Here is a 20576-nt window from a genome sequence, read left to right as displayed (position 1 = left end):
CGTCACGCCGGAGCCCTTCATCTGTTTTCTTGGATGAAAGGCTCTGATTTTTGTGGTCGCCCTTTCTGACCCATCAAATGAATCCATTTGATGGGAAAACGCTCCACGGCGCGCGAGTCATGTTTTGTTCGCATCATAAGCCGATTTTCAACCGCGATCCAAATCATATCGCAGTTTATGCCCACACAGCGCAAACCTTACCCCCTATAAGTTTTTTTAAGAAACTAACAGGGGGTAAAAAAGCGGTGCAAAATCAGGCTTTCTTTTTCTTCGCACCACCCGCCTTGGCCTGCACGAAGGCGAGCGCCGACAGACGGCAGAACGACGCCAGAAGCGATTCGCCGCGCCGGGAGTCGAGGTCCGCGATCAGAGCCGCCAGACTTACCCTGCGCTCCTTGGACATATCCTCAAGCACCGTCCAGAACTCCGGCTCCAGCGCCACCGACGTGGCGTGTCCGGCAAGATTAACAGAGCGTTTTTTTAAACCAGGCATGAGGTTCCTCCAACTTCACGACGTCTTTCCACGACAGCGTATGTTTCTTTGGGGTTTATACTGTACTTGGATGAGGTACATTTATTCATGGTAATGCGCGGTATTATAAGACCATGCCCGTAAAGGCTAATTTAGAACATGACTTTATTGTTTAACACTCGTCCTTTTTATTACCATCTAACGGACTTAGCAATCGTTGATCCAGTTTTTTTGACTCCAAATCTGCCTTTTTTATTTCAACATTTCTAATCTTGGTTGAGATTCCAAATATTATACGGTTTTCACCCGCCTTCTTTTGCTTATCAGCCTTGTTTTTGGCCTTACGCGCCTTGTTGAGATTTACGATATTGGACATGAAAACTATTCTCATTACTACAAAGGTTCAAAAAACCGGCTTTCGCACCACGAATCAAAAAAGAACTTCACTTTTATACTTAAAAACGAAACCATATGAAGTGAGCATGTTACCCTCTCCGGCGCGACTTGCGCGCAGTTGCAGCATAGTTCTACCCTTCCATGATTTTGCCTTAAGTAGACCCATAGAATATATGCAGGGCCCCACCGGTCATTTACAGGCTTAATTATACGCCTGCCGCAATACCGCATAAATGAAATTTAACGTGATTACCGCCGCCTTTACCCTATAGTGTCGGCATCCGGTACCAACCACCTTATCTTACAGCGAGCCCCCTCATGAGATTACTGCTTAATCTGCTTTGGTTCATCTTCGGCGGCTTCATTTGCGGCTGCCTGTGGCTGCTGGGCGGGTTCTTTCTGGCCATCACCATTGTCGGCCTGCCGTGGGCGCTGTCCGCCTGGCGCATCGCTGGCTTTGCCTTCTGGCCGTTCGGTAAGGAAATCGTTGACCGCGACGACCACACCGGCCGCAGCGATATCGGCACCGGGGCCATCGGGTTGTTTCTCAATATTATATGGTTCGTCTTTGCTGGCTGGTATATTGCGCTGGCTCACCTGATCGCCGCGGTCGGAGAGGCGATTACCATTATCGGCCTGCCGTTTGCGTTTAAGGATTTGCAACTGGCACAACTGGCCCTGGCGCCGGTCGGTAAAATGGTGGTTGAAAAGCGCTGATCCATCGGACAAAGTCCCCGCGTCAACATACGGGGGATTACCTGATGCCTATCGACCGCCGCCATCTTTTGGGCGCAGGCCTGATCGCCAGCCTGACCATACCGACGGGTTCGCATTCCGAAACGCGCCCAACGGACAGTTCCGAAGTCATGCCGCTGTGGCCCAAGGGTCCGGCAGGTGACCTCAATCCGGCCCGTCAGGAAGTCGCCGCCCCGTCCGGCAACACCAAACGCTTTGTCACCGGCGTCTCTCAGCCGCGCCTGACCATATACCGTCCGCAAAAACCCAATGGGGCGGCCATGCTGGTCATTCCCGGTGGTGGCTACCGCTTTGTATCGATCGACAACGAAGGCCATGAAATTGCCCGCTGGCTGGCGGCCCAAGGTGTCACCGCCTTTATCCTGACCTACCGCCTGCCGGCTGAGGGCTGGGCGACACCTCATCTGGCCCCGCTGGCGGATGCCCAACGCGCGATCAGACTCATCCGCCACCACCATGCCAGCTACGGCGTCGATCCCGACCGGACAGGCGCGATTGGCTTCAGCGCAGGGGGCCATCTGTGCGCGTCGCTGGCGACCCTGTTTGATCATAAGGCTTATGAAGCCGTCGACACGGCGGATGCTTTAAGCGCCCGCCCGGCCCTGTTCGCGCCCATCTATCCGGTGATTTCGATGGCGGAGGGCATATCGCACGGCGGATCGCGTACCAACCTGTTGGGCGCGGCCCCGGCTGAAAACATGGTAAATCAGTTTTCGACCGACAAACAGGTAGGCCCCGCCACACCGCCCGCCTTCATCGTCCACAGCGAAGATGACGGCACGGTGCCCGTCGCCAATGCGCTTTTGTTACGGGACGCACTCAAAACCCACGGCATAAAGGTCGAAACCCACCTGTTTGCCGAAGGCGGCCACGGCTATGGTCTCAACGCCCCCAGGGCCAAATGGGACGATCTGTTCCTGAGCTATGCGCGCGCCAGAGGACTTTTTTCTTAAACGTCAGAGGGTTAAAGCGCGCTATAACATTACAAAAAATTCATATTAACACATTGATTTTGTTTAATATATTAAATCGGCGTCATGACATCCATTTAATTTGAAACCAAACCATCCTTGCGTCATTTAGGGGGCAGTTCCGAAGCCAAACGCTTCAAATCTGTACCCCAACACCACACACAAGGATGTTTAAAATGACCTATTCTGTCACCCCGTTTATCTTTTCGTTCGCCGCTCTGGTTATGGCCGCGTCCCTCCTGACCATTAGTTCCGCCCCGGCGGCCCCTGAACCGGCGACCTATGCTGTAGCCACCTCTGCCGACCATAACGGTTAATCCGTCCACTGACTGACCGCGAGGGATCAATATGCGTAAACCCAGCCTTATCACCTGCCTGTTCATGGTCACGCCGGTTGTGTTTGTGGCCGCTTTGAGTGCGCGCGCTCAGGCGGCCACCGAACTGGAACTCAAGCACATGGTGGCCCACGTCGTCGTCACCCCCGAAGATCGCGCCGATATCGATCTTAAGGTTAAAAACAACCCAAAACTGCCTAAGCTGACGGTCAGCCACAAAGGCGATAAGCTGATCGTCAGTGGCGGCCTTAACCGTAAGGTCAAAAGCTGCGGTAGCCATATCAACCTGGCAATCGGTGACGGCAAGACCTACAGCCGCCGCACGGTCGAGGTTTTGGGCGTCGGTAACATCAGCTATGATGACCTGCCCATCATCTATGTCCGCACACCGCGCGACGTGCGCCTGTCGGCTTCCAGCCCGACCTTTGGTGAGATTGGCGACACTCGCGCCTTGAAACTGTCCCTGTCCAGTTGCGGCACGTGGACTGCGGGCGCGGTCTCAGGCCCGCTTGAACTGGCCAATTCCGGGTCAGGTGACATTCGCATCACCTCAGCCGGAGACACACGTGTGGCGACATCTGGCTCCGGCGATGTGGCTCTGGGGCCGGTCCGAAAGCTGGACCTGTCCAACTCCGGCTCATCGGATTTCAGTTCAGGTAATGTCGGTGGCCCGGCCAGCATCAGCAATTCCGGATCGGGCGACCTGAGCCTTGGGGCGATCAACGGCAACCTGTCGATCCGGACCTCCGGCTCAGGGGACGCCGTCGTTGCCCGCGTCGAAGGCAATGTCGATATTTCCGGCGCCGGCTCAGGAGATTTTTCCATCCGCGACGGCCACGCCGACCGCGTCAGCATCAGTCTGGCGGGATCGGGGGACGTTCACTTTGGCGGCAGCGCCGGTGATGTCGATGCCTCAATCGCAGGCTCCGGCGATGTCCGTTTTGGCCGCGTCACCGGCAGCGTTAATAAGCGCGTGATGGGCTCAGGCTCGGTGCGGGTTGGAAATTAACCGGCGTCAGGTTTAATCAGATCAAGCTGGGTCTCAATGGCACGTTTGCAGCCAATCGGATCGGCCATCGGCCCAAACTTGGTGGCCGATGAGCCGGTACCGGTGACCGTCACCGTGCCATAGTTCAGCAGCCGCCCCAGAAAGCTTTGGTAGACATGGATCGACTCGACCTTGGACAACCGCTGTTCGCTGGTCGTTCGGCTGAGCAGGCCAAATTTCGAGATCACCCTGCGGTCGGTCAGCACAAAGTCGGAATTGTAGTAATAGATCAGCGCCTTGATCAGGCTTTGCACCCCGACCAGCACGGCGATCAATATAACGATATGGGTGAAGGACAAGGCACTTAACCACCCCAGCGCCTGCGTCGCCCGCTCATCGGCCAGGGTCTCACTTAAATCACCGGTGATGCGCCCCCCGATGAACGTCCAGAAAATGGCCAGCACCACCGCCGTGCCGATCCATTTGGTGAACGGCTCAAGAAACACCGCCCAGTGTACCTTGGCATCATAAAGGATTGGCTCCCCCACACTCAAAGCTGTATCTACATACCGCGCCATAACATCCCCCCTTGCTGAGACGCCCGACTATACCGCGCTTAAGACATTTGACCAGCCCCGATCACGCCGCGCGGTTGGCAATAAATCGCCCCTCACCCGTCTGATTGACGTGGCCATAGGTATCCAGCGTCCTGAGCACGCTCATAATACGGGCCTTATGGCGGCCGCCATGGTCAAAGGCGCGGATGACCTCATCTTCCGACATGACGCCTGAGCGTTCCAGCAGTTGCAGCACGGCAAAGGGCTGATCGTCGCGCGTTTTGGGGAAGGCCGGACGACCGGCCGCCAGCACAATGTCCTCAAGCTCCAGTTGGCCGGTTTTGGCCTTGGTTTGCTTGGCAAAGCGCGGGATCTGGTAGTCTGGCCTGAGCCATTTGACTTCCCCGGTGGCTTCTTCCTGCGCGCGCTGTTTATTGAGCGCCACCAGGTTGGCCAGGGTCGTCTCTTCGCTGAAAGTCGCCGCCCAGCCATAGGCGCGCAGCACCGCAGCATCGAGGCGGTCGTGATATTCCTTAAGGATCAGCACCAGCCCTTCATCAAAGGTGCGGCGCTCATCGGGCATCAGGCCATCGGGAGTGATCCCTGCCCGTAAGCGTTCCAGCACATTATAAAGCCCGGTCAGAGTCAGGTGCGGATGGTCGGACAGCACCCGCTTACGGTGGGCATCGAGCGCTTCGGCAATCTCCCCTATCTCAGTCTTTTGCGTTGGCGTGGCATCGGGGAATGGGAAGGGATCAAAGCAGCGGGATTTGGTATATCTTGGGGTTGGCCCCAACGATGCGGACATTGCTGCCGCCCATATCATATTGGCTTTGCTCGACAAGACACCCAAAACGAATGGGTCATCAAGCGCCAAGGCAATTAGCATATTGTCTGGTAAAATCTCCGCTTCAAGAAATTGGAATACCCGATGTTTAGTGGTTTCAGGTGTAGCGATATAGCGCGGCAAACCTTCGAGCGCGGGCCTTAAATCCCTGCGTGGCTCCCCAAAAATCCACCAGTTAAGTTTATAGGTGTCTCGATTATTGGCATCGCGGCCTATGACCTTGCCATCCTTGTCCTTGTTTTCCTTAACCGTCAGCACAAGATGCTGGTAAACTTCTGGATAGCGCGTCCTGACCTGATCGGCGGTAAGACCAAACAGGTCGATAACCATAACCCCGCGCGGTCTGGCGGCTAAATCGCGGCCATTGCGATATTCGCGAATATGGCGCTCAAGGCCTTCTCGCCGTCCCAAACCCAGATGTTGCGCCTGTTGTGGCGTCACAATAAAACCGTCACCGTGCAGTTTAACACCCGGCGAACATAGGCCCTGCATTGCCAGCAAGGCCTTCGATTGTGTGACATCCACCCCCACGGTCAGATCAGAATTAATCCGTCCGGTCACCGCCTGATAGCCTATCTGCGGATCGTCGCTGTCGAGACCCCGTTCCGACATTACCTCATCCAAAACCCCGTCATAGGTGCCCGCCCGTGCCGCCGTCATAGCAATTCGCACGGCTGCGGAATCCTTGGTGGCCTTGGTCCACGGATGATCGGCGATGGCATAGATCAGGCTTAGGGGCTTCTTGGCACCCAGATAGCGCTCGGTTGTTTTGCGCTGAAACACCTGAGTGATCGAATTGGTGGTCACAAAGCCAAAGCGGACCAGCTTGATCTTTTTCTTCAGCAATATATCCGCCGCCCTATCCCACCAGTACATGACGAAATCAGCGCTATCGTTCATGGCCTTATGCACTTTCCACAGCGCTTCGACGTAAGCGCCGCCTAAGCGTTCGCGCACGTCCTTGCCGCCGATAAACGGCGGGTTGCCGACAATGAAGTCGGCTTCGGGCCAATCCGGCAGGCGGGCATTCAGATAACCGTTTAACGCATCCGGATAGCCATCCCAGGTCAGCACCGCATCCTTATTGACCACATTATGAAAGTCGCGCAGGATCGGATCATTGGGGTGGCTGTCATAGGTGCGGTAATGCCATTGCAGGTAACCGATCCACACGACCAGTTCAGCAATCGCCGCCGCGCGGGGATTAAGCTCAATCCCTAAAAACTGGTGCGGATCGACCGCAGCGATTAAATCTTCCTGCCCACCCAGTTCAACGATCAGTTCTAAAACCTCGGCCTCCAGCCGTTTGATCAGCTCCAAAGCCGCATACAGGAAATTACCCGTGCCACACGCCGGATCGAGCACCCGCACCTCACACAGCCGCCCATGAAAGGCCCGCGCCTTAATGACCGCAGTCTTTGCGTCGTTGCTGACTTTTAGGTCCTCAATGGCCATCCTGACCACGCGCCATTCTTCGCGCAGCGGCTCAATCACCACCACATTGACCAGCCGGTCAACATAGGCGCGCGGCGTGAAATGCGCCCCCAGTTTTGAGCGCTCACCCGGATCAAGCGCCTGCTCCAGCAGGGTGCCGAAAATCGCCGGCTCAACCATCCGCCAGTCAGCATGGGCGGCGGCGATCAGTTCACCGATCTCTTCCTTGGCCAGCGCAAAGGCGCGGGCATGTTTAAACAGGCCGCCGTTAAAGTGACGGATATGCTCACCTATGCCGGAGCTGAATCCGCCGGTATCCATGCGCGCCCACAGATCCTCCATCATCGGCACGAAAATTTTCGGGTTCTCGCGGCAACGCTCCAGCAGGGTCTTGAAACTGTCGGGTGGCAGCAGTTTCACGTCCTCGGCAAACATCGTAAAAACGCAGCGCATCAGGAACTGCGCCACCGCTTCGGCCGGGTGTTTCTGTGTCTCCAGCACCTTGGACACCGCGGCCAATCGTGTGGCGATCTGGTGCGTGACGCGGGCCCGCTCACGAGTGGGATCAAGGCTGTGCGCATCGTCCCAGATGGCTTTGAGCCGGACGCGTATGTCCGGGTTGCGCAGATCTTCGAGATATATCCGGTAACCCTTGCGGTCAGGAAACTGGGCATAGTTGCGGCCTGTACCGGAAAAATCAGCAAAGATTTCAAAGCTGTGGCCGACATCGCAAATGATCAGGAACGGCGGGGCCGTATGATGTATCGGCAAGCGTGCCACATAGGCTTCGGCCTGAGACCGCGCCCGCATCATCATGTCATCCCACGATTTCGACGCCCCACGCCGCCCCAGAGCCACAGGCTCCAGCCCCGGCAGAACGGCCTGCTCGGTCGGCAGGCCGCGCGCTTTCTGATGCGACTGTTTGGCCTCAAGGATAAAGGCATCGCGCTTATAAAGATCGATGCGCTTGGTCGATTTGACGCCTTCGGATTCGCGCGAACGGACGGGGTCTTCGAACTGATACTCCCCCAACCTTGCCCCGCCCTCAGCCGGATCGGGGCGCGCTACGCCCAGAACATCGCATAATTCGCTTAGGAAAAGTCCATAATTAGCGCGCTCTGCCCCGCCTTCGCCCTTCGTCCAGCGATTTAAGAAAGCCTCAATATCCAAATCCACCCCCTAAACGTGAATTCGGAACAAATACAACTTATAGATTTATAAAGTCATAAAGCCCTCTATGAGGGAAACGACTCAAAAGAAAACGGCGCGATGGAAACCACCGCGCCGTAAATTATCTTGAATTGGTCGTTGGTCTTAACCCGGCGAGACCATGTTTTCCGGGCGGACGAACTGGTCAAATTCCTCATTAGTCAGGTAGCCGCCGCCGACGGCTTCTTCGCGTAAGGTCGTGCCGTTTTTGTGGGCGGTCTTGGCGATCTTGGCGCAGGCATCGTAGCCGAGTTTGCCATTCAGCGCCGTCACCAGCATCAGCGAGTTTTCGACACCCTTTTTTATGTTGTCGATGCGCGGCTCAATGCCGACCACGCAGTTATCGGTGAAGCTTACCGCCGCATCAGCCAGCAGTCGCACGCTTTGCAGGAAGTTATAGGCCATGACCGGATTATAGACGTTCAGTTCAAAATGGCCTTGCGAACCGGCAAAGGTCAGGGCGGCATTGTTGCCAAATATCTGCACACAGACCTGCGTCATCGCTTCGCACTGGGTCGGGTTGACCTTGCCCGGCATGATCGACGACCCCGGCTCGTTTTCCGGCAGGGCCAGTTCGCCCAGACCCGCGCGCGGGCCGGAGCCTAAGAAACGGATATCATTGGCGATTTTAAACAGCGATGCCGCGACCGTATTGATGGCGCCGTGCGAAAACACCATGGCGTCGTGGGCGGCCAGAGCCTCAAACTTATTCGGCGCGGTCGTGAACCCAAGGCCGGTGATGGCCGCGATCCGGTCAGCCACGCCCTCAGCAAAGCCGATCGGGGCGTTCAGGCCGGTGCCGACCGCCGTGCCGCCTTGCGCCAATTGCATTAACTTCGGCAGGGTTTGCGAAATGCGCTCAATGCCGTTGGTCAGTTGCTGGGTATAGCCGCCGAACTCCTGCCCCAGGGTCAGAGGCGTCGCGTCCTGAGTGTGGGTGCGACCGATCTTGATAATGTCTTTCCAGGCCTCGGACTTGTCGTTCAGGGCATTGCGCAGGGTCTGCAGCGCCGGCAGCAGGCGGTGCACGATCTCTTCGGCGCAGGCGACGTGCATGGCGGTCGGATAGGTGTCGTTCGACGACTGGCTCATATTGACGTGGTCATTGGGGTGGACAGGCTTTTTGGTGCCCATTTCCCCGCCCAGCATTTCAATAGCGCGGTTGGAGATGACTTCGTTGGCATTCATGTTCGACTGGGTGCCCGACCCGGTCTGCCACACCACCAGCGGAAAATGCTCATCGAGCTTACCCTCGATCACTTCATTGGCGGCGGCGATGACCGCATTGCCAATGGCCGGATCAAGCTTACCCAGCGCCATATTGGTTTCGGCCGCCGCGCGTTTCACGATGCCAAGCGCCCGCACAACTGGCAGGGGCTGCTTTTCCCAGCCGATCTTGAAATTGCCAAGCGAGCGCTGCGCCTGTGCGCCCCAGTATTTCGAATTATCAACCTCAATAGGTCCAAAGGTATCGGTCTCGGTGCGGGTGGTTTTGGTCATGACGGGGGCCTCTTGAACGGTTGGGTCGGGGGTCGCGGGCGTGGCTACGGGCGGCGATTCAGCCTCAAATGTCTTAACCGGCGGCTTATTCGACTTTTTCGATCCGAACAGTCCGCCAAACAAGCCCTTGCCCATAGTTCGCACTCCGCAAAAATACGCACATTTCCTATGACTTCAGGCCCAAAAGTGCAAACCCTTTGTGCCGCCTGTAGAATTATTCTCAAAGCCAGGATTGGTCATACAAATTACCGCCTATTTTGCCATGAAAGCTGTGTCAGGGGTTGACCGCACCGAAAATTCCGCAATTATGTCCGACAAATACAATGCCAAAAGGCACGCGACCACCAGGGATGATAAGATGTTCACGTTTTCACGACGCGCAACACTGTTTACCGCGACCGCTTTTGCAGGGGCTGGCGTAGTTTCGCACGCAAAGGCCGCCCCCGCCCCCAAAAGCGCCTGGACGCCTTTTCCGCTGAGTGACGTGCGGCTAAAACCATCGATTTTCCTGACCTCGATTGAAACCAACCAGAAATACCTGCTGGCGCTGGAACCCGATCGTCTGCTGCATAACTTCCGCACAGGCGCAGGACTTGAACCCAAGGGCGCACTTTACGGCGGCTGGGAAGCGCGCGGTATAGCGGGCCACAGTCTGGGGCATTATCAATCCGCCTGTTCGCTGATGTTTGCCCAAACCGGTGATGAGCGGTTCAAAGACCGCGCGCTTTATATAACCCGCGAACTTGCCGAGATTCAGGCCAAACAGGGCGATGGCTATGCCGGCGGCACCACGGTGGATCGGGGTGGTAAAACGCTCGACGGTAAGGTCGTCTATGAGGAACTGCGCCGGGGCGATATCCGCACGTCGGGGTTTGATCTCAACGGCGGCTGGGTGCCGGTTTACACCTACCATAAGGTTTTCGCGGGCGCGCTTGATGCCCATAAATACTGTATGGATGCAGCGTCCTTAAAGGTCGCCATCGGTCTGGGCGATTATTTCGGCAAGATAATCGAAGGCCTAAGCGACGACCAGGTGCAGCAGATCCTGCGCGCCGAACATGGCGGCATCAACGAATCCTATGCCGAGCTTTATGCCCGCACCGGCGATAAGCGCTGGCTGACCCTGTCGCAGCGCCTGTGCCATAAGGCCGTGCTCGATCCGCTGGCGCAGGGGCGCGACGAACTGAACGGCAAGCACGCCAACACCCAGATCCCCAAGGTCATCGGGGCTGCCCGTATCTATGAGCTGACGCAAGGCGCAGACCACGCCAAAACCGCGCTGTTTTTCTGGGAAACGGTGACCAAAGACCACAGTTACGTCATCGGCGGCAATTCCGACCATGAGCATTTCGGGATGCCGCGCCAGTTATCGACCCGGCTGGATCAGCAGACCTGCGAAGCGTGCAATACCTATAACATGCTGCGTCTGACGCGGCATCTTTATGGCTGGTCAGGCGATGCGCGCTATTTCGATTTTTATGAGCGCGCCCACCTCAACCACATCATGTCTCAGCAGGACCCGGCCACGGGGATGTTCAGCTATTTCTCGCCGCTGGTCTCAGGCTTTGGCCGGGTGCATTCCACGCCCGATAACGACTTCTGGTGCTGTGTTGGCTCCGGTATGGAAAGCCACTCGAAACACGGTGAAAGCATTTACTGGAAATCGGGCAATCGCGTCGCCATCAACCTCTACTATGCCTCAAGCCTGAACTGGGCCGATAAGGGCTTTAAGCTCGATATGGATACGGCCTTTCCACTGAAAGACACCGTGTCGATCCGCGTGACGCAGGCCCCGAAACAGGGCGCGCCGGAGCTTGCCTTGCGGGTGCCGGTGTGGGCCAAATCGCTGAGCCTAACCCTGAATGGCAAGGCCTTAACCACTGCGCCTAAGGACGGTTACATCACCCTGACCGGCCTGAAAACCGGAGATAAGATCGACCTGACCCTGCCCATGACGACCTATCATGAGGCCATGCCGGACGATGCCAATCTGATCGCATTCTTAAGCGGCCCTCTGGTGCTGGCCGCCGATCTGGGGCCGATGAGTGCGGCATGGGAAGGCTATGATCCGGCGATTGTGGCTGATACGGCGGACGGGGTGCTGAAATCCGCAACGGGTGATCATGCCTATACGTTGGCCGATAAGGGCCGTCCCGATGATCTAACCCTACGGCCTTATTTCGCGCAGCATAATAACCGCACCGCCGTCTATTTCCGCCGGTTTTCACCTGCCGAATGGCAGACGGTTGAAGTTGGCTATAAGGCCGACGCCAAGGCGCGTGCCGCTCTAGCTGCCGCAACGGTCGACCACATCCGTCTGGGTGAACAGCAGCCGGAAAAAGATCATAATTTCGACGGCACACCTAACACCAGCGTCATCAGCCACTTGGCGTTGCGTGGGCGGATGATGAACCGCGGCTATTTCCAGTTTGAGATGGCGGTGCGCCCCGGCACTCTGGCGCTTCAGGTCACCTATGCCGGCCGCGATCGCAACAAAGACTTTAACATCCTGATCGACGGTCAGCCATTTGTGCGCGAACGTCTGGAAGGCGAGCCAACCACCACCATGAACACAAAGACCTATCCCCTGCCCGCCAACCTCACAGCCGGAAAATCCAAGATCGCCGTGCGTTTCGAGGCCGACCGCGATCAGTGGACTTCGGTCTATGATGTGCGCCTGTTCCGCACCGACACCACCAAACCTGAGCTATATAATAAACTTAACCAGAGGATACCCATGTTGAAAACCCTAACCCTGGCAGCACTTACCGCCACAGTGGCCTTTGCGCCGCTGATGGCCAGTGCCCAAGCGAAGACTGAAACGGTTGAGGCCACCCTCAAAGCCGACAAACCCGGCCCGGAAATCTCACGTTATGTCTATGGCCAGTTTTCCGAGCACCTCGGCCTTGGCGTCTACGAAGGCATCTGGGTCGGTGAGAATTCCTCCATCCCCAACACGCGCGGCATCCGTAATGACGTGGTAGCTGCCCTCAAAGCCATTAAGATGCCAGTTGTGCGCTGGCCCGGCGGCTGTTTCGCGGACGAATATCACTGGCGTGACGGGATTGGCGAGCGCTCCAAGCGGCCGTCGCGTAAGAACAACTGGTGGGGCGGCACGCCTGAAACCAACGAATTTGGCACCCATGAGTTCTTCGATTTCGTTGAGCAGGTCGGCACAGACGCCTACCTGTCGATCAATGTCGGCTCATCCACACCCAAAGAAATGCGTGAATGGATCGAATACCTGACCTCATCCGGCACAGACACTCTGGCCAATGAACGCCGCGCCAATGGCCGTGACGCACCGTTCAAAGTGCCGTTTATTGGCATCGGCAACGAAAGCTGGGGCTGCGGCGGCAATATGACGCCGGAATATTACGCCGATGAATATCGCCGCTTTTCGGCGTTCTTCCACAAAGGTTCCGACAATCCGGCCCTGCGCATCGCATCCGGTTCCAATGCCGACGACGTGAACTGGACGGATGTGCTGACCAAGAACGCCGGCAAGCAAATGGACGGCATCTCGTTGCACTATTACACCCTGCCGACCGCCAACTGGACCACCAAAGGCCCGGCCACCAACTTCCCGATCGCGCAGTGGAATTCGACCTTCTATCAAACCACCCGCATGGATAAGATCCTTAAGGACCACATCGCGGCTATGGATAAGAACGATCCTGAAAAGCGCATCGGCCTTTATGTCGATGAGTGGGGCACCTGGTACGACGTTGAAAGCGGCACCAACCCGGGCCACCTGTATCAGCAAAATACCCTGCGCGACGGTATTGTGGCGGCGTCAAACTTCAACATCTTCCATCGCTACACTGAGCGCGTGAAGATGACCAATATCGCCCAGACCATCAACGTGCTTCAGGCCATGATCCTGACCGATAAGGAAAAGATGACCCTGACGCCGACCTACTATGCCTATAAGATGTACGTCCCTTTCCATGACGCGACACCGTTGCCGGTTGAGGTCACCGCCCCGACGCTGACTGCCGGTAAGGACAAGGACGGCAAGGATCAAACCTTCCCCGCCTTTAACGTCACTGCCGCCAAGGCCAAGGACGGCAAGACCTATGTCGGTGTCGCCAATATGGACGCTACCAAAGGCTACAAGATCAACATCGACTTGGGCACATTGAAGGCCAAAAAGGTCTCCGGCGACGTGCTGACCAGCGATAAGCTGGATGCTCACAACGTCCCCGGCCAGAAGGAAGTGGTCACCATCGCGGCCTTCAAGGGCGGTAAGATCGCGAACGGCAAGCTGACGCTCGATGTCCCGGCCAAGTCGGTCGTGGTCGTCGGGGTCGAGTAGCATTCTCTCCTCCCCATAAATGGGGAGGTGGCTATGAGCATAGCGAATAGACGGAGGGGTATCTTTGCCCCTAACCTTACCCCTCCGTCTTTCGCCGCTACGCGCCGAAATCCACCTCCCCATAAATGGGGCGGAGAAACAAAAAAGGCCCGCCCTAACCGGCGGGTCTTTTTTGTTTCTCCGTCGCGCTTATTGTATTTTGATAATAATTCTCATATCAGTACACTCAGCCTCAAAACACCTCCGAAAGGTAATATTATGCGCACATTTATGCTGGCCACCGCCGCACTGGCCCTGACCGCCGCCCCGCTGACCGCTTTGGCCGACAGCCACTCCGGTGAGTTCAAAGGCACCGGCATTTCCGGCACAGTCACCGTCATCGATGCGCCCAAGGGTGTGGTGCTGAAAATCGAAGTCGCGGGCCTGACCCCCGGCTGGCACGGCATCCACTTCCATGAAAAAGGCGACTGCGGCGATGAGAAATTCACCAATGCCGGCGCGCATGTCCATGAACACGGCCTGCCGAAAGTTACCCACGGCCTGCTGAACGCTGAGGCCAATGATTCCGGCGACCTGCCTAATATTTTCGCAAATACAGACGGTAAGGCGACGGCTGAAATCTATTCGACTTTGGTGTCGGTCAAGGGCGCGACTGGCCGTCCGGCCCTGCTCGATGCTGATGGCGCCGCCGTGGTCATTCACGCTAATGCCGACGACCACACTACCCAGCCGATCGGCGGCGCTGGTGCCCGCGTGGCCTGCGCAGTTATCAAGTAATCGCCTTTTAAATCTTGTGACAAAAAAAGCCCTCCGGAGATACTCCGGAGGGCTTTAAGTTTAAGGGGAACGCTACTCAGGGAAGAAAACTATTCTTTGATCTTGGAAATCTTGGTGCCATCGATGGTGACGCCGGCCATCAGACCTTGCTGATTGAAGGTGAAGGCATAGGCATCGTCCTTAAGCGTCGAGGTCGACAGGTTTTTCGCGACACCTTCATCGACAATCACAACCGTTGGGCCGACGCCGATTTCCCAACCTTGGGTATCATGGATGTACTTGACGGCATTGTCGTTCATCAGGAACACGGCATAACCGTAGGACTGCGCCCCGGCCTGAAGACCCCAGGAACCGGAAAACGAGTTATAATAAGAATCGGCCTTGCCAGAATGCATCAGCACGCCTTCGCCGTATGCGCCACCGAAGACCAGACCGGCCTTGACGATATTCGGGAAAATCAGCACGGCCTTGGCCTTGGAGCCAATCAGCTTGGCGGTCGGGTTTGAGGCATAGAGGCTGTTCAGAGCCTGATTGGCCTCAACCGTTAGTTCGCCTTTGGTGGCCGCTTCGGCAGGAGCCGCGATCAGGGCAGGTGCGACAGTCGCTGTGCTCAGGGCCAGAGCCATTGCGAGGCTCATCAGGGTCTTTTTCGGGGCGATCATTACAGCAGTTTTCGTCATAGGTCGTTCCTTCGGGGTTGTTGGAATTGACGACAACCTACATCCGTCCGCGTGAGGAATCCCATGCGGAATACTAAGGTATAAATAAGGATGACATCAGGAGGACGTCATGCCCAAAAGCGGTCTTGGGTCAGGACATAACAGTCGGCCATAGTCGCGGTCGCGCCTGCGGAACACCCCCGGAAAATCTCCGATTTTGTCACCAATATCGAGGATGACCTGCACATGCAGATGCGGGGCCCAGCCGCCGTTTTCATTAGGATCGCCCAGTTGCGCGATCACATCCCCTGCCGCAACCTCTTTGCCGACATAGAGTTCCTCAAGACTGTCACGGCTCAGGTGACCATGCAGCGTCCAGAACACCAAATCTGGCGACACCATATGCTCAAGGATGACCGTCGGGCCATAGTCTTTGAGGTTATCATTATCCTGAAAACTATGGACGCGACCATGGACCGGCGCATGAACCTCAGTCCCCGCCGGTGCCCAGATATCGAGCGCCAGATGGACCGTGCGTGGTTCGTCATCGGCATCCGTCGCGGCAAACACATCGCTATCGTAAAGGGCGCGGTCTTCGTCATAACCGCCGATGCGCAGACCCTCCCCGATATCGAGCGGCATTCCCGCCCACCAGCCTTCGGCGGCCATGCCCGCCGCATCTAACTTAAGTGGCCGCGCCGTGTTCAGCCCCGCCATGACCGGCGCAGGCTTTACGGTGCGCGCGGATAACCAGTCCTGATAAAGCTTAAAACGGGCGGTTGCCGCAGTCATACCCATGACGACAAGCCTTTCTATTGCAGCATTAGTCATAGCCTAGTGTTGCATCCCTGATAAAGCCGATTATTCTGAGGTTGTGGGCGTCACAAGGCATCCGCGCTTTCATATTGAACTTCTAAAGGCACTTTGATCATGGCCCAGGCCCACGCCCGTATCGGCACCGAAAACTTTAAGACCGAGATTGAGGCCGGTGGGCGCGCGCTGATTGCCGACGAGCCGGAATCGCTCGGCGGAAAGGGCGCGGGCTTTACGCCCTATGAGTTACTGCTGTCGGCGCTGGGGGCCTGCTCGTCGATTACGCTCAAGATGTATGCCGACCGTAAGGGCTGGCCCCTGACCGGCGTAGATGTTCAGCTTCATCACACCAAGACCGATGATCGATCCGTCATTACCCGCACGGTGAAACTGTCCGGTGACCTGAGTGAGGATCAGCGCGCCCGTCTGGCTGAGGTAATCGAGCGCACGCCGGTGACCCGCACTCTGAAAGAGGGTGCGGATATCGCCACCACGTTTGTAAGCTAACTTTCTGGCCGACACCGGAACATAATCGACAACCTGCGTCCGCGCGGACGGATCAGGCCGCAGATCTTATCCGACCGGCGCGGCGCGATACCGTGCATCCACTGATACCGTGCCTCACCCGCGATCAGCAGCAGGCTGCGCCGGTGCAGATAGTACGACCGAACATCCTGACGGGCCTTATCGGCGGGACGCACAAAATCCATCATCAGGCCGGAACCGAGGCTTAGGATCGCCACCGAGGCCACCACCTCATTGTCGCGGTCCATATGCGCGCCAATGCCCTGCCCCGGCTGATATTCATTGACACCAAACCGTGTCGCCACAGACGGCAAAATACCGTCCGCGCACAACCGCTCTGCCACCTCACCAAACCGATCCGGCGGCGCAGAGGCGCGGTACGCTTGCGGCAACCCCAGTTCGGTATCGTCATAATCGCCGCCGTACCACTGATGCCTGCGCCCAAGTTCCAGCGACCACGGTCGGGCGTCGATATCCGCCATGAGCGCTGCCTCAAGCGCCTCATCGACATAGTTTGCGCGGTAAACCAGCCCCGCCAAAGCCGGTGGATCAAACAGGCCCAGTACAGGCGGACCGCCACCAAGTTCACATTCCCTCAACATGAACAAATAGTGAACATAAATTCCGCCGGTTCTCAAGCTTTATTTGCGTCCGCCACACAAAACCTAAAACTTAAAGCCGGTGCGCAGGCTGATCGAATAGTTGTCATAGTCGCTGTATTTTTCGCCCTCGGCCTCCAGCGACAGATAGCCATATTCATTGCCCGCCGAAATGCGCATCCCCACCACCGGCGCCCCGCCCTTAATGGCGCCGCCGGTCAGGGTAAAGGGCGTGCCGTCGCCAAAGCGGGCGACCGTATTATCGATATTGACCGAGAAATTGCTGCGGTAGCCGACCCAGGCTTCCGGCCGGATCAGAGCATCTTTTTTGGCGCGCCCCAGATAGAGTATCGCCGCCGCGCTGGCCAGATGGCTGGTGCGGTCATCGACGCTCAGGTCAAAGCTTGAGCCGCCGCCGGTCTCGGTGCGGGCATCTTCTTTCAGGCCGTAATAATCGACTGAGACCACGGGTTTCACACTGACCGGCCCCAGCGATGTCTCATAGGATGCGCCGAAATTGCCGCTTAACGAATAGCCGTTCCATTTGCCGGTCGAAATCAGCGCGGAATAGTCAGACAGCAATTCGCGCTCACTCTTGAACATCGTCCGGCCCATACCCGCACTGGCCCAGCCCTTAAGCTTACCGGCATTGACGCGCCAGTAACCGCCGACCGTGATGTCTTCGGCCGAGGTCGTTTCATTGGCGGTGGCATAGGTGTCCTGCGGCGATGTCGTCGTGTAGGACACATAGACGCCGATGGCCTGATTGTTGCCAAGGCCGCGTTCGGCCCCGCCTGCAAAGCTGAAACCGGTGCTTTCAAAGCCGGTCGTCTCCCCGCGTTCGCGCTTTAGGCTGTAGCCATATTCCTGAAGCCAGTATTGGGTTTGCCCCGCATCCGGCAGGAAGGACTGCTTGGCCAGAGATTGGTTCAAAGCCTGATGGCCCTTGGAGAGGGTCAGCAGATTCTCACCGGAATAATCTGGCAGAAAAGCCGTATAGACCTTGGTAAAACCGGATTGCGTGGTTTCACTCAACATGGTGGTGGTCGTGTCTTCGTCGGTGGCGGCCGCCGTCAGAATAGCGTTCAGGGCCGAATATTCATTCACATTCAGGCCCGACTCGGCCTGAGTGCGCACCCGGAAATCGGCATAGAGATTGGTATTGGCCTCACCGGTCGCCAAGGCTACCTTATAAAGCCACGGCACGTTCTCATCCATGTCCGCGAGGTCAAGCGTGCCGTAGTCAATATTGGAACCGGTCAACAGAGTGAACCGGGTCGGGGTCTGGATGATCTCATCCAGCGACAGGTAAAGCGCTGCGCCATCATCAAAAGTGGTGGTGCCGGAATTGATCAGGATTGGCGTGTCGGGGCTTTGGGTTTGCAGCACCATATAAAGCTCAGCCTCGCTGCCCAGATGCAGGGATGACAGGTTAAGCTGCGACCCCGCCGACAGGCCCAGACGGGCATCGGCGATATCTACGGCAACCGTACCCGCCCCCGTCAGCTTACCCAGCACGATCGCATCGTCGCTAAGGTTAAGGCTGTTGGCGCCTGCGCCAAAATCGACATTGCCGTACAGATAGCCGCCGCTTAAGCTCAGGCTGTCATTGCCGGAGCCGAACTTGACATCACCGGCAATATAGGGCGCGGCATAGTCGTCATCATCAGGATATTCATCGGTGATGTTGAGATTCGTTGCCACCGTATTGCCGCTCAGGTCGATGGCCACCCCACGATTAACGGCGGTGTCGGTGACATCATCTTCGTCCTCATCGCCCGGCGTGATGCTGGCGGTAATGCTGCCGTTTACGGTGATTGAAGTCAGGGTATTGGACTGGTCGCGGATGGCCGTGGCATTGGCGGTCGTGCCGTAGCCATAGGCCGTAATCGTACCGCCGGTTTTGATATTAAGCGCCGACAGATTGGCGCCGGAAGCTATATCCAGCCCATAGGCCGTATCGTAATCGGTTGTGGTTGCTGACGCCGCCAAAGACCCGGATATATCCAGTTGCCCGACCTGCGCCCCGGCAAGCAAAGACAGCCCGCGCGCTATGCCCTCATAGGCCGTCGAGCCGACCGAGCCTGAAATCGAGATGCCATTGGTGATGGTGGCGTCATAGCCAAGCCCCGCGATCTGCACCGCGGTCGCATCTATGCCTTCATAGATGCCGTAGCTGGCGATTGAACCGCGGATATCCAGACCGTGATTGATCTCATCGGGTTCAACCGCAGTATCGGCCACCACAATCGGGCTGAGGGTGATGGCCTTGCTGTCCGAGCCGATCAGAAGGGCGGCATTACCGCCGTACTGGGTAATGCTGGCGGTTCCTTCTTCGGTGTCTTCGATGCCGTTACCGTTTTCATCGGTATTGTCGTCATCGGTGCTGGTTACGCCGGCATTGATCAGCACCCCTTGGGTGACGTCGTTGGAAATGCTGACCAGAGCCTTGTTCTGATAGAGATCATCCACCTCCAGCAGGTCGAGATAGTCCTCACCGATACTGGTGTAGCGATAGCCGGTGCCGGAAATGCTGCCGTCAATGATCAGCGCCCCGTCGATCAGGCCGGAGATATCGACCGCCGATGAATCCTTACCCGTCGCACTGATCGAGCCGCTGATATAGGTTTGGCCGGTCTGGGTGCCCGCCAGATTAAGACCCACGACCTCATCGCCCAGCACCGAGATGGAACCATCAAAGATAAAATCGCCGGTGCGCCCGCCTTCGAGCGAGATGCCATAGGATTGATTGCCCTGCACCGTGATGGTGCTGTCGATATCAACAGTCCCCGTCAGAAGCCCGGTGGCGCGCACCCCGTAGCGACCGGTGGCTTCGGCGAACACCCCGTCGACCAGATCATCATCATCTTCGTCCTCCGCCGTGTAATCATCAGTGACGGTGATGGTGCCGGACAGGTCGAGCGTCGTTGATCTGGCACCGCTGATCAGCACACCGGTTGCGTTACTGTCTGAGCCCGACATTTCGACCGTGCCGTTGAGCGTGACAGTGTTGTCGCTATCGACCGTGACCGCCGTGCCACTGGTCAGGGTAATCGAGCCATCGCTGGTGACATCAACATTGCCGCCGGTGGAGGTGGCAACCGGCGTAGTGGTTGCCGTAGATACCGTCGTATCTGCCCACGCCACAGGTGTTGCGCCCACCGTCAGAACAAGACCAAGCGCCGTGGCGCAGCGGAAGCGGGATATGGGCATGAAACGACTTTCGGTTATCTTGATTTGACCAAAGTCGTTAGAGGGGGAATGGGGGGTAAGTTTGGCCCCTATCTATCCGTCCGGACAGAAACCGGCCGCAAGTTGGTTGTTCGTGGCCTGAATGTGAAAAGGCCTATACAATGTGTCGCAACTTAAATGATAGCGATCAGCCCGCGCGCACCAGTGTCATAAAAGCGTTGCCGTCAC

The 20576-nt window shown here is 57.1% G+C and carries 16 protein-coding genes and 1 pseudogene; 8 read left to right on the top strand and 9 right to left on the bottom strand.

All coding sequences use genetic code 11. The annotated features are described in order from the left end of the window. Positions 1 to 253: 253 nt before the first annotated feature. Positions 254 to 493 carry a ribbon-helix-helix domain-containing protein gene (locus IE102_RS09655; protein ID WP_189486289.1) on the bottom strand — a complete coding sequence of 80 codons (240 nt, stop codon included), beginning with the start codon at positions 491 to 493 and terminating at the stop codon, positions 254 to 256. Positions 494 to 644: 151 nt separating this feature from the next. After that, the gene (locus IE102_RS09650; RefSeq protein ID WP_189486288.1) at positions 645 to 848 is read right to left on the bottom strand and encodes a DUF4169 family protein; all 204 of its coding nucleotides are present in this window, start codon (positions 846 to 848) and stop codon (positions 645 to 647) included. A 338-nt stretch (positions 849 to 1186) separates the two neighbouring features. Here IE102_RS09650 and IE102_RS09645 point away from each other — a divergent pair, with 338 nt between their 5' ends. From IE102_RS09645 to IE102_RS09630, 4 genes are all read left to right on the top strand, one after another. Continuing rightward, positions 1187 to 1585, top strand: coding sequence for a YccF domain-containing protein (locus tag IE102_RS09645; protein ID WP_189486287.1), 399 nt, complete (start codon positions 1187 to 1189; stop codon positions 1583 to 1585). 44 nt (positions 1586 to 1629) lie between these two features. After that, positions 1630 to 2577: an alpha/beta hydrolase gene (locus tag IE102_RS09640; RefSeq protein WP_189486286.1), complete on the top strand. Its 948-nt coding sequence runs from the start codon at positions 1630 to 1632 to the stop codon at positions 2575 to 2577. 194 nt (positions 2578 to 2771) lie between these two features. After that, the gene (locus tag IE102_RS09635; protein ID WP_189486285.1) at positions 2772 to 2912 is read left to right on the top strand and encodes a hypothetical protein; all 141 of its coding nucleotides are present in this window, start codon (positions 2772 to 2774) and stop codon (positions 2910 to 2912) included. A 31-nt stretch (positions 2913 to 2943) separates the two neighbouring features. Continuing rightward, complete coding sequence (locus IE102_RS09630; protein WP_189486284.1) at positions 2944 to 3939, top strand: GIN domain-containing protein; 996 nt, start codon at positions 2944 to 2946, stop codon at positions 3937 to 3939. Here the strand turns inward: IE102_RS09630 and IE102_RS09625 are convergent. From IE102_RS09625 to fumC, 3 genes are all read right to left on the bottom strand, one after another. After that, entirely contained in the window at positions 3936 to 4496 is a 561-nt protein-coding gene (locus tag IE102_RS09625; protein WP_189486283.1) for a PH domain-containing protein, read from the bottom strand. The genes IE102_RS09630 and IE102_RS09625 overlap by 4 nt on opposite strands. 61 nt (positions 4497 to 4557) lie before the next feature. Next, positions 4558 to 7932 (bottom strand): class I SAM-dependent DNA methyltransferase, encoded by a 3375-nt coding sequence (locus tag IE102_RS09620; RefSeq protein WP_373295598.1) that lies wholly within the window; start codon positions 7930 to 7932, stop codon positions 4558 to 4560. A gap of 138 nt (positions 7933 to 8070) precedes the next feature. Continuing rightward, a complete protein-coding gene (gene fumC / locus IE102_RS09615) occupies positions 8071 to 9465 on the bottom strand; it encodes a class II fumarate hydratase (protein ID WP_189486551.1) in 1395 nt (464 codons plus the stop codon). A 262-nt stretch (positions 9466 to 9727) separates the two neighbouring features. Between fumC and IE102_RS09610 the strand changes: the two are divergent. From IE102_RS09610 to sodC, 3 genes and pseudogenes are all read left to right on the top strand, one after another. After that, positions 9728 to 12133 (top strand): annotated as a pseudogene (locus tag IE102_RS09610) (beta-L-arabinofuranosidase domain-containing protein); the annotation flags it as partial. A 69-nt stretch (positions 12134 to 12202) separates the two neighbouring features. Further along, a complete protein-coding gene (locus tag IE102_RS09605) occupies positions 12203 to 13783 on the top strand; it encodes an alpha-N-arabinofuranosidase (RefSeq protein ID WP_189486550.1) in 1581 nt (526 codons plus the stop codon). 258 nt (positions 13784 to 14041) lie between these two features. Further along, entirely contained in the window at positions 14042 to 14560 is a 519-nt protein-coding gene (gene sodC, locus IE102_RS09600; protein ID WP_189486281.1) for a superoxide dismutase[Cu-Zn], read from the top strand. A gap of 89 nt (positions 14561 to 14649) precedes the next feature. Here the strand turns inward: sodC and IE102_RS09595 are convergent, their stop codons facing one another. Continuing rightward, positions 14650 to 15240, bottom strand: a complete 591-nt coding sequence (locus IE102_RS09595; RefSeq protein WP_229807678.1) for a lipid-binding SYLF domain-containing protein — start codon at positions 15238 to 15240, stop codon at positions 14650 to 14652. A gap of 96 nt (positions 15241 to 15336) precedes the next feature. Continuing rightward, a complete protein-coding gene (locus IE102_RS09590; protein WP_229807677.1) occupies positions 15337 to 16017 on the bottom strand; it encodes a peptidoglycan DD-metalloendopeptidase family protein in 681 nt (226 codons plus the stop codon). A gap of 132 nt (positions 16018 to 16149) precedes the next feature. Here IE102_RS09590 and IE102_RS09585 point away from each other — a divergent pair, with 132 nt between their 5' ends. Next, positions 16150 to 16539, top strand: coding sequence for an OsmC family protein (locus IE102_RS09585; protein ID WP_189486279.1), 390 nt, complete (start codon positions 16150 to 16152; stop codon positions 16537 to 16539). Here the strand turns inward: IE102_RS09585 and IE102_RS09580 are convergent. Both IE102_RS09580 and IE102_RS09575 read right to left on the bottom strand, forming a co-directional pair. Further along, complete coding sequence (locus IE102_RS09580; RefSeq protein ID WP_189486278.1) at positions 16536 to 17159, bottom strand: alpha-ketoglutarate-dependent dioxygenase AlkB; 624 nt, start codon at positions 17157 to 17159, stop codon at positions 16536 to 16538. The two genes, IE102_RS09585 and IE102_RS09580, sit on opposite strands and share 4 nt — an antisense overlap. A 63-nt stretch (positions 17160 to 17222) precedes the next feature. Continuing rightward, complete coding sequence (locus IE102_RS09575) at positions 17223 to 20369, bottom strand: autotransporter outer membrane beta-barrel domain-containing protein (RefSeq protein ID WP_189486277.1); 3147 nt, start codon at positions 20367 to 20369, stop codon at positions 17223 to 17225. Positions 20370 to 20576 lie beyond the last annotated feature (207 nt).

The sequence above is a fragment of the Asticcacaulis endophyticus genome (assembly GCF_014652575.1).
GTDB lineage: Bacteria > Pseudomonadota > Alphaproteobacteria > Caulobacterales > Caulobacteraceae > Asticcacaulis > Asticcacaulis endophyticus.
The sequence above is the reverse complement of the archived record's forward strand: the minus strand, read 5'-3'. Positions and strand labels throughout refer to the sequence as shown.

Bases quoted from the DNA above. Each gene is read 5' to 3' on its own strand.
- sodC (WP_189486281.1), top strand. From the start codon at position 14,042: ATGCGCACATTTATGCTGGCCACCGCCGCACTGGCCCTGACCGCCGCC.
- IE102_RS09575 (WP_189486277.1), bottom strand. From the start codon at position 20,369: ATGCCCATATCCCGCTTCCGCTGCGCCACGGCGCTTGGTCTTGTTCTG.
- IE102_RS09605 (WP_189486550.1), top strand. From the start codon at position 12,203: ATGTTGAAAACCCTAACCCTGGCAGCACTTACCGCCACAGTGGCCTTT.
- IE102_RS09655 (WP_189486289.1), bottom strand. From the start codon at position 493: ATGCCTGGTTTAAAAAAACGCTCTGTTAATCTTGCCGGACACGCCACG.
- fumC (WP_189486551.1), bottom strand. From the start codon at position 9,465: ATGACCAAAACCACCCGCACCGAGACCGATACCTTTGGACCTATTGAG.
- IE102_RS09640 (WP_189486286.1), top strand. From the start codon at position 1,630: ATGCCTATCGACCGCCGCCATCTTTTGGGCGCAGGCCTGATCGCCAGC.
- IE102_RS09590 (WP_229807677.1), bottom strand. From the start codon at position 16,017: ATGGGTATGACTGCGGCAACCGCCCGTTTTAAGCTTTATCAGGACTGG.
- IE102_RS09635 (WP_189486285.1), top strand. From the start codon at position 2,772: ATGACCTATTCTGTCACCCCGTTTATCTTTTCGTTCGCCGCTCTGGTT.
- IE102_RS09585 (WP_189486279.1), top strand. From the start codon at position 16,150: ATGGCCCAGGCCCACGCCCGTATCGGCACCGAAAACTTTAAGACCGAG.
- IE102_RS09595 (WP_229807678.1), bottom strand. From the start codon at position 15,240: ATGACGAAAACTGCTGTAATGATCGCCCCGAAAAAGACCCTGATGAGC.
- IE102_RS09580 (WP_189486278.1), bottom strand. From the start codon at position 17,159: ATGTTGAGGGAATGTGAACTTGGTGGCGGTCCGCCTGTACTGGGCCTG.
- IE102_RS09645 (WP_189486287.1), top strand. From the start codon at position 1,187: ATGAGATTACTGCTTAATCTGCTTTGGTTCATCTTCGGCGGCTTCATT.
- IE102_RS09630 (WP_189486284.1), top strand. From the start codon at position 2,944: ATGCGTAAACCCAGCCTTATCACCTGCCTGTTCATGGTCACGCCGGTT.
- IE102_RS09625 (WP_189486283.1), bottom strand. From the start codon at position 4,496: ATGGCGCGGTATGTAGATACAGCTTTGAGTGTGGGGGAGCCAATCCTT.
- IE102_RS09650 (WP_189486288.1), bottom strand. From the start codon at position 848: ATGTCCAATATCGTAAATCTCAACAAGGCGCGTAAGGCCAAAAACAAG.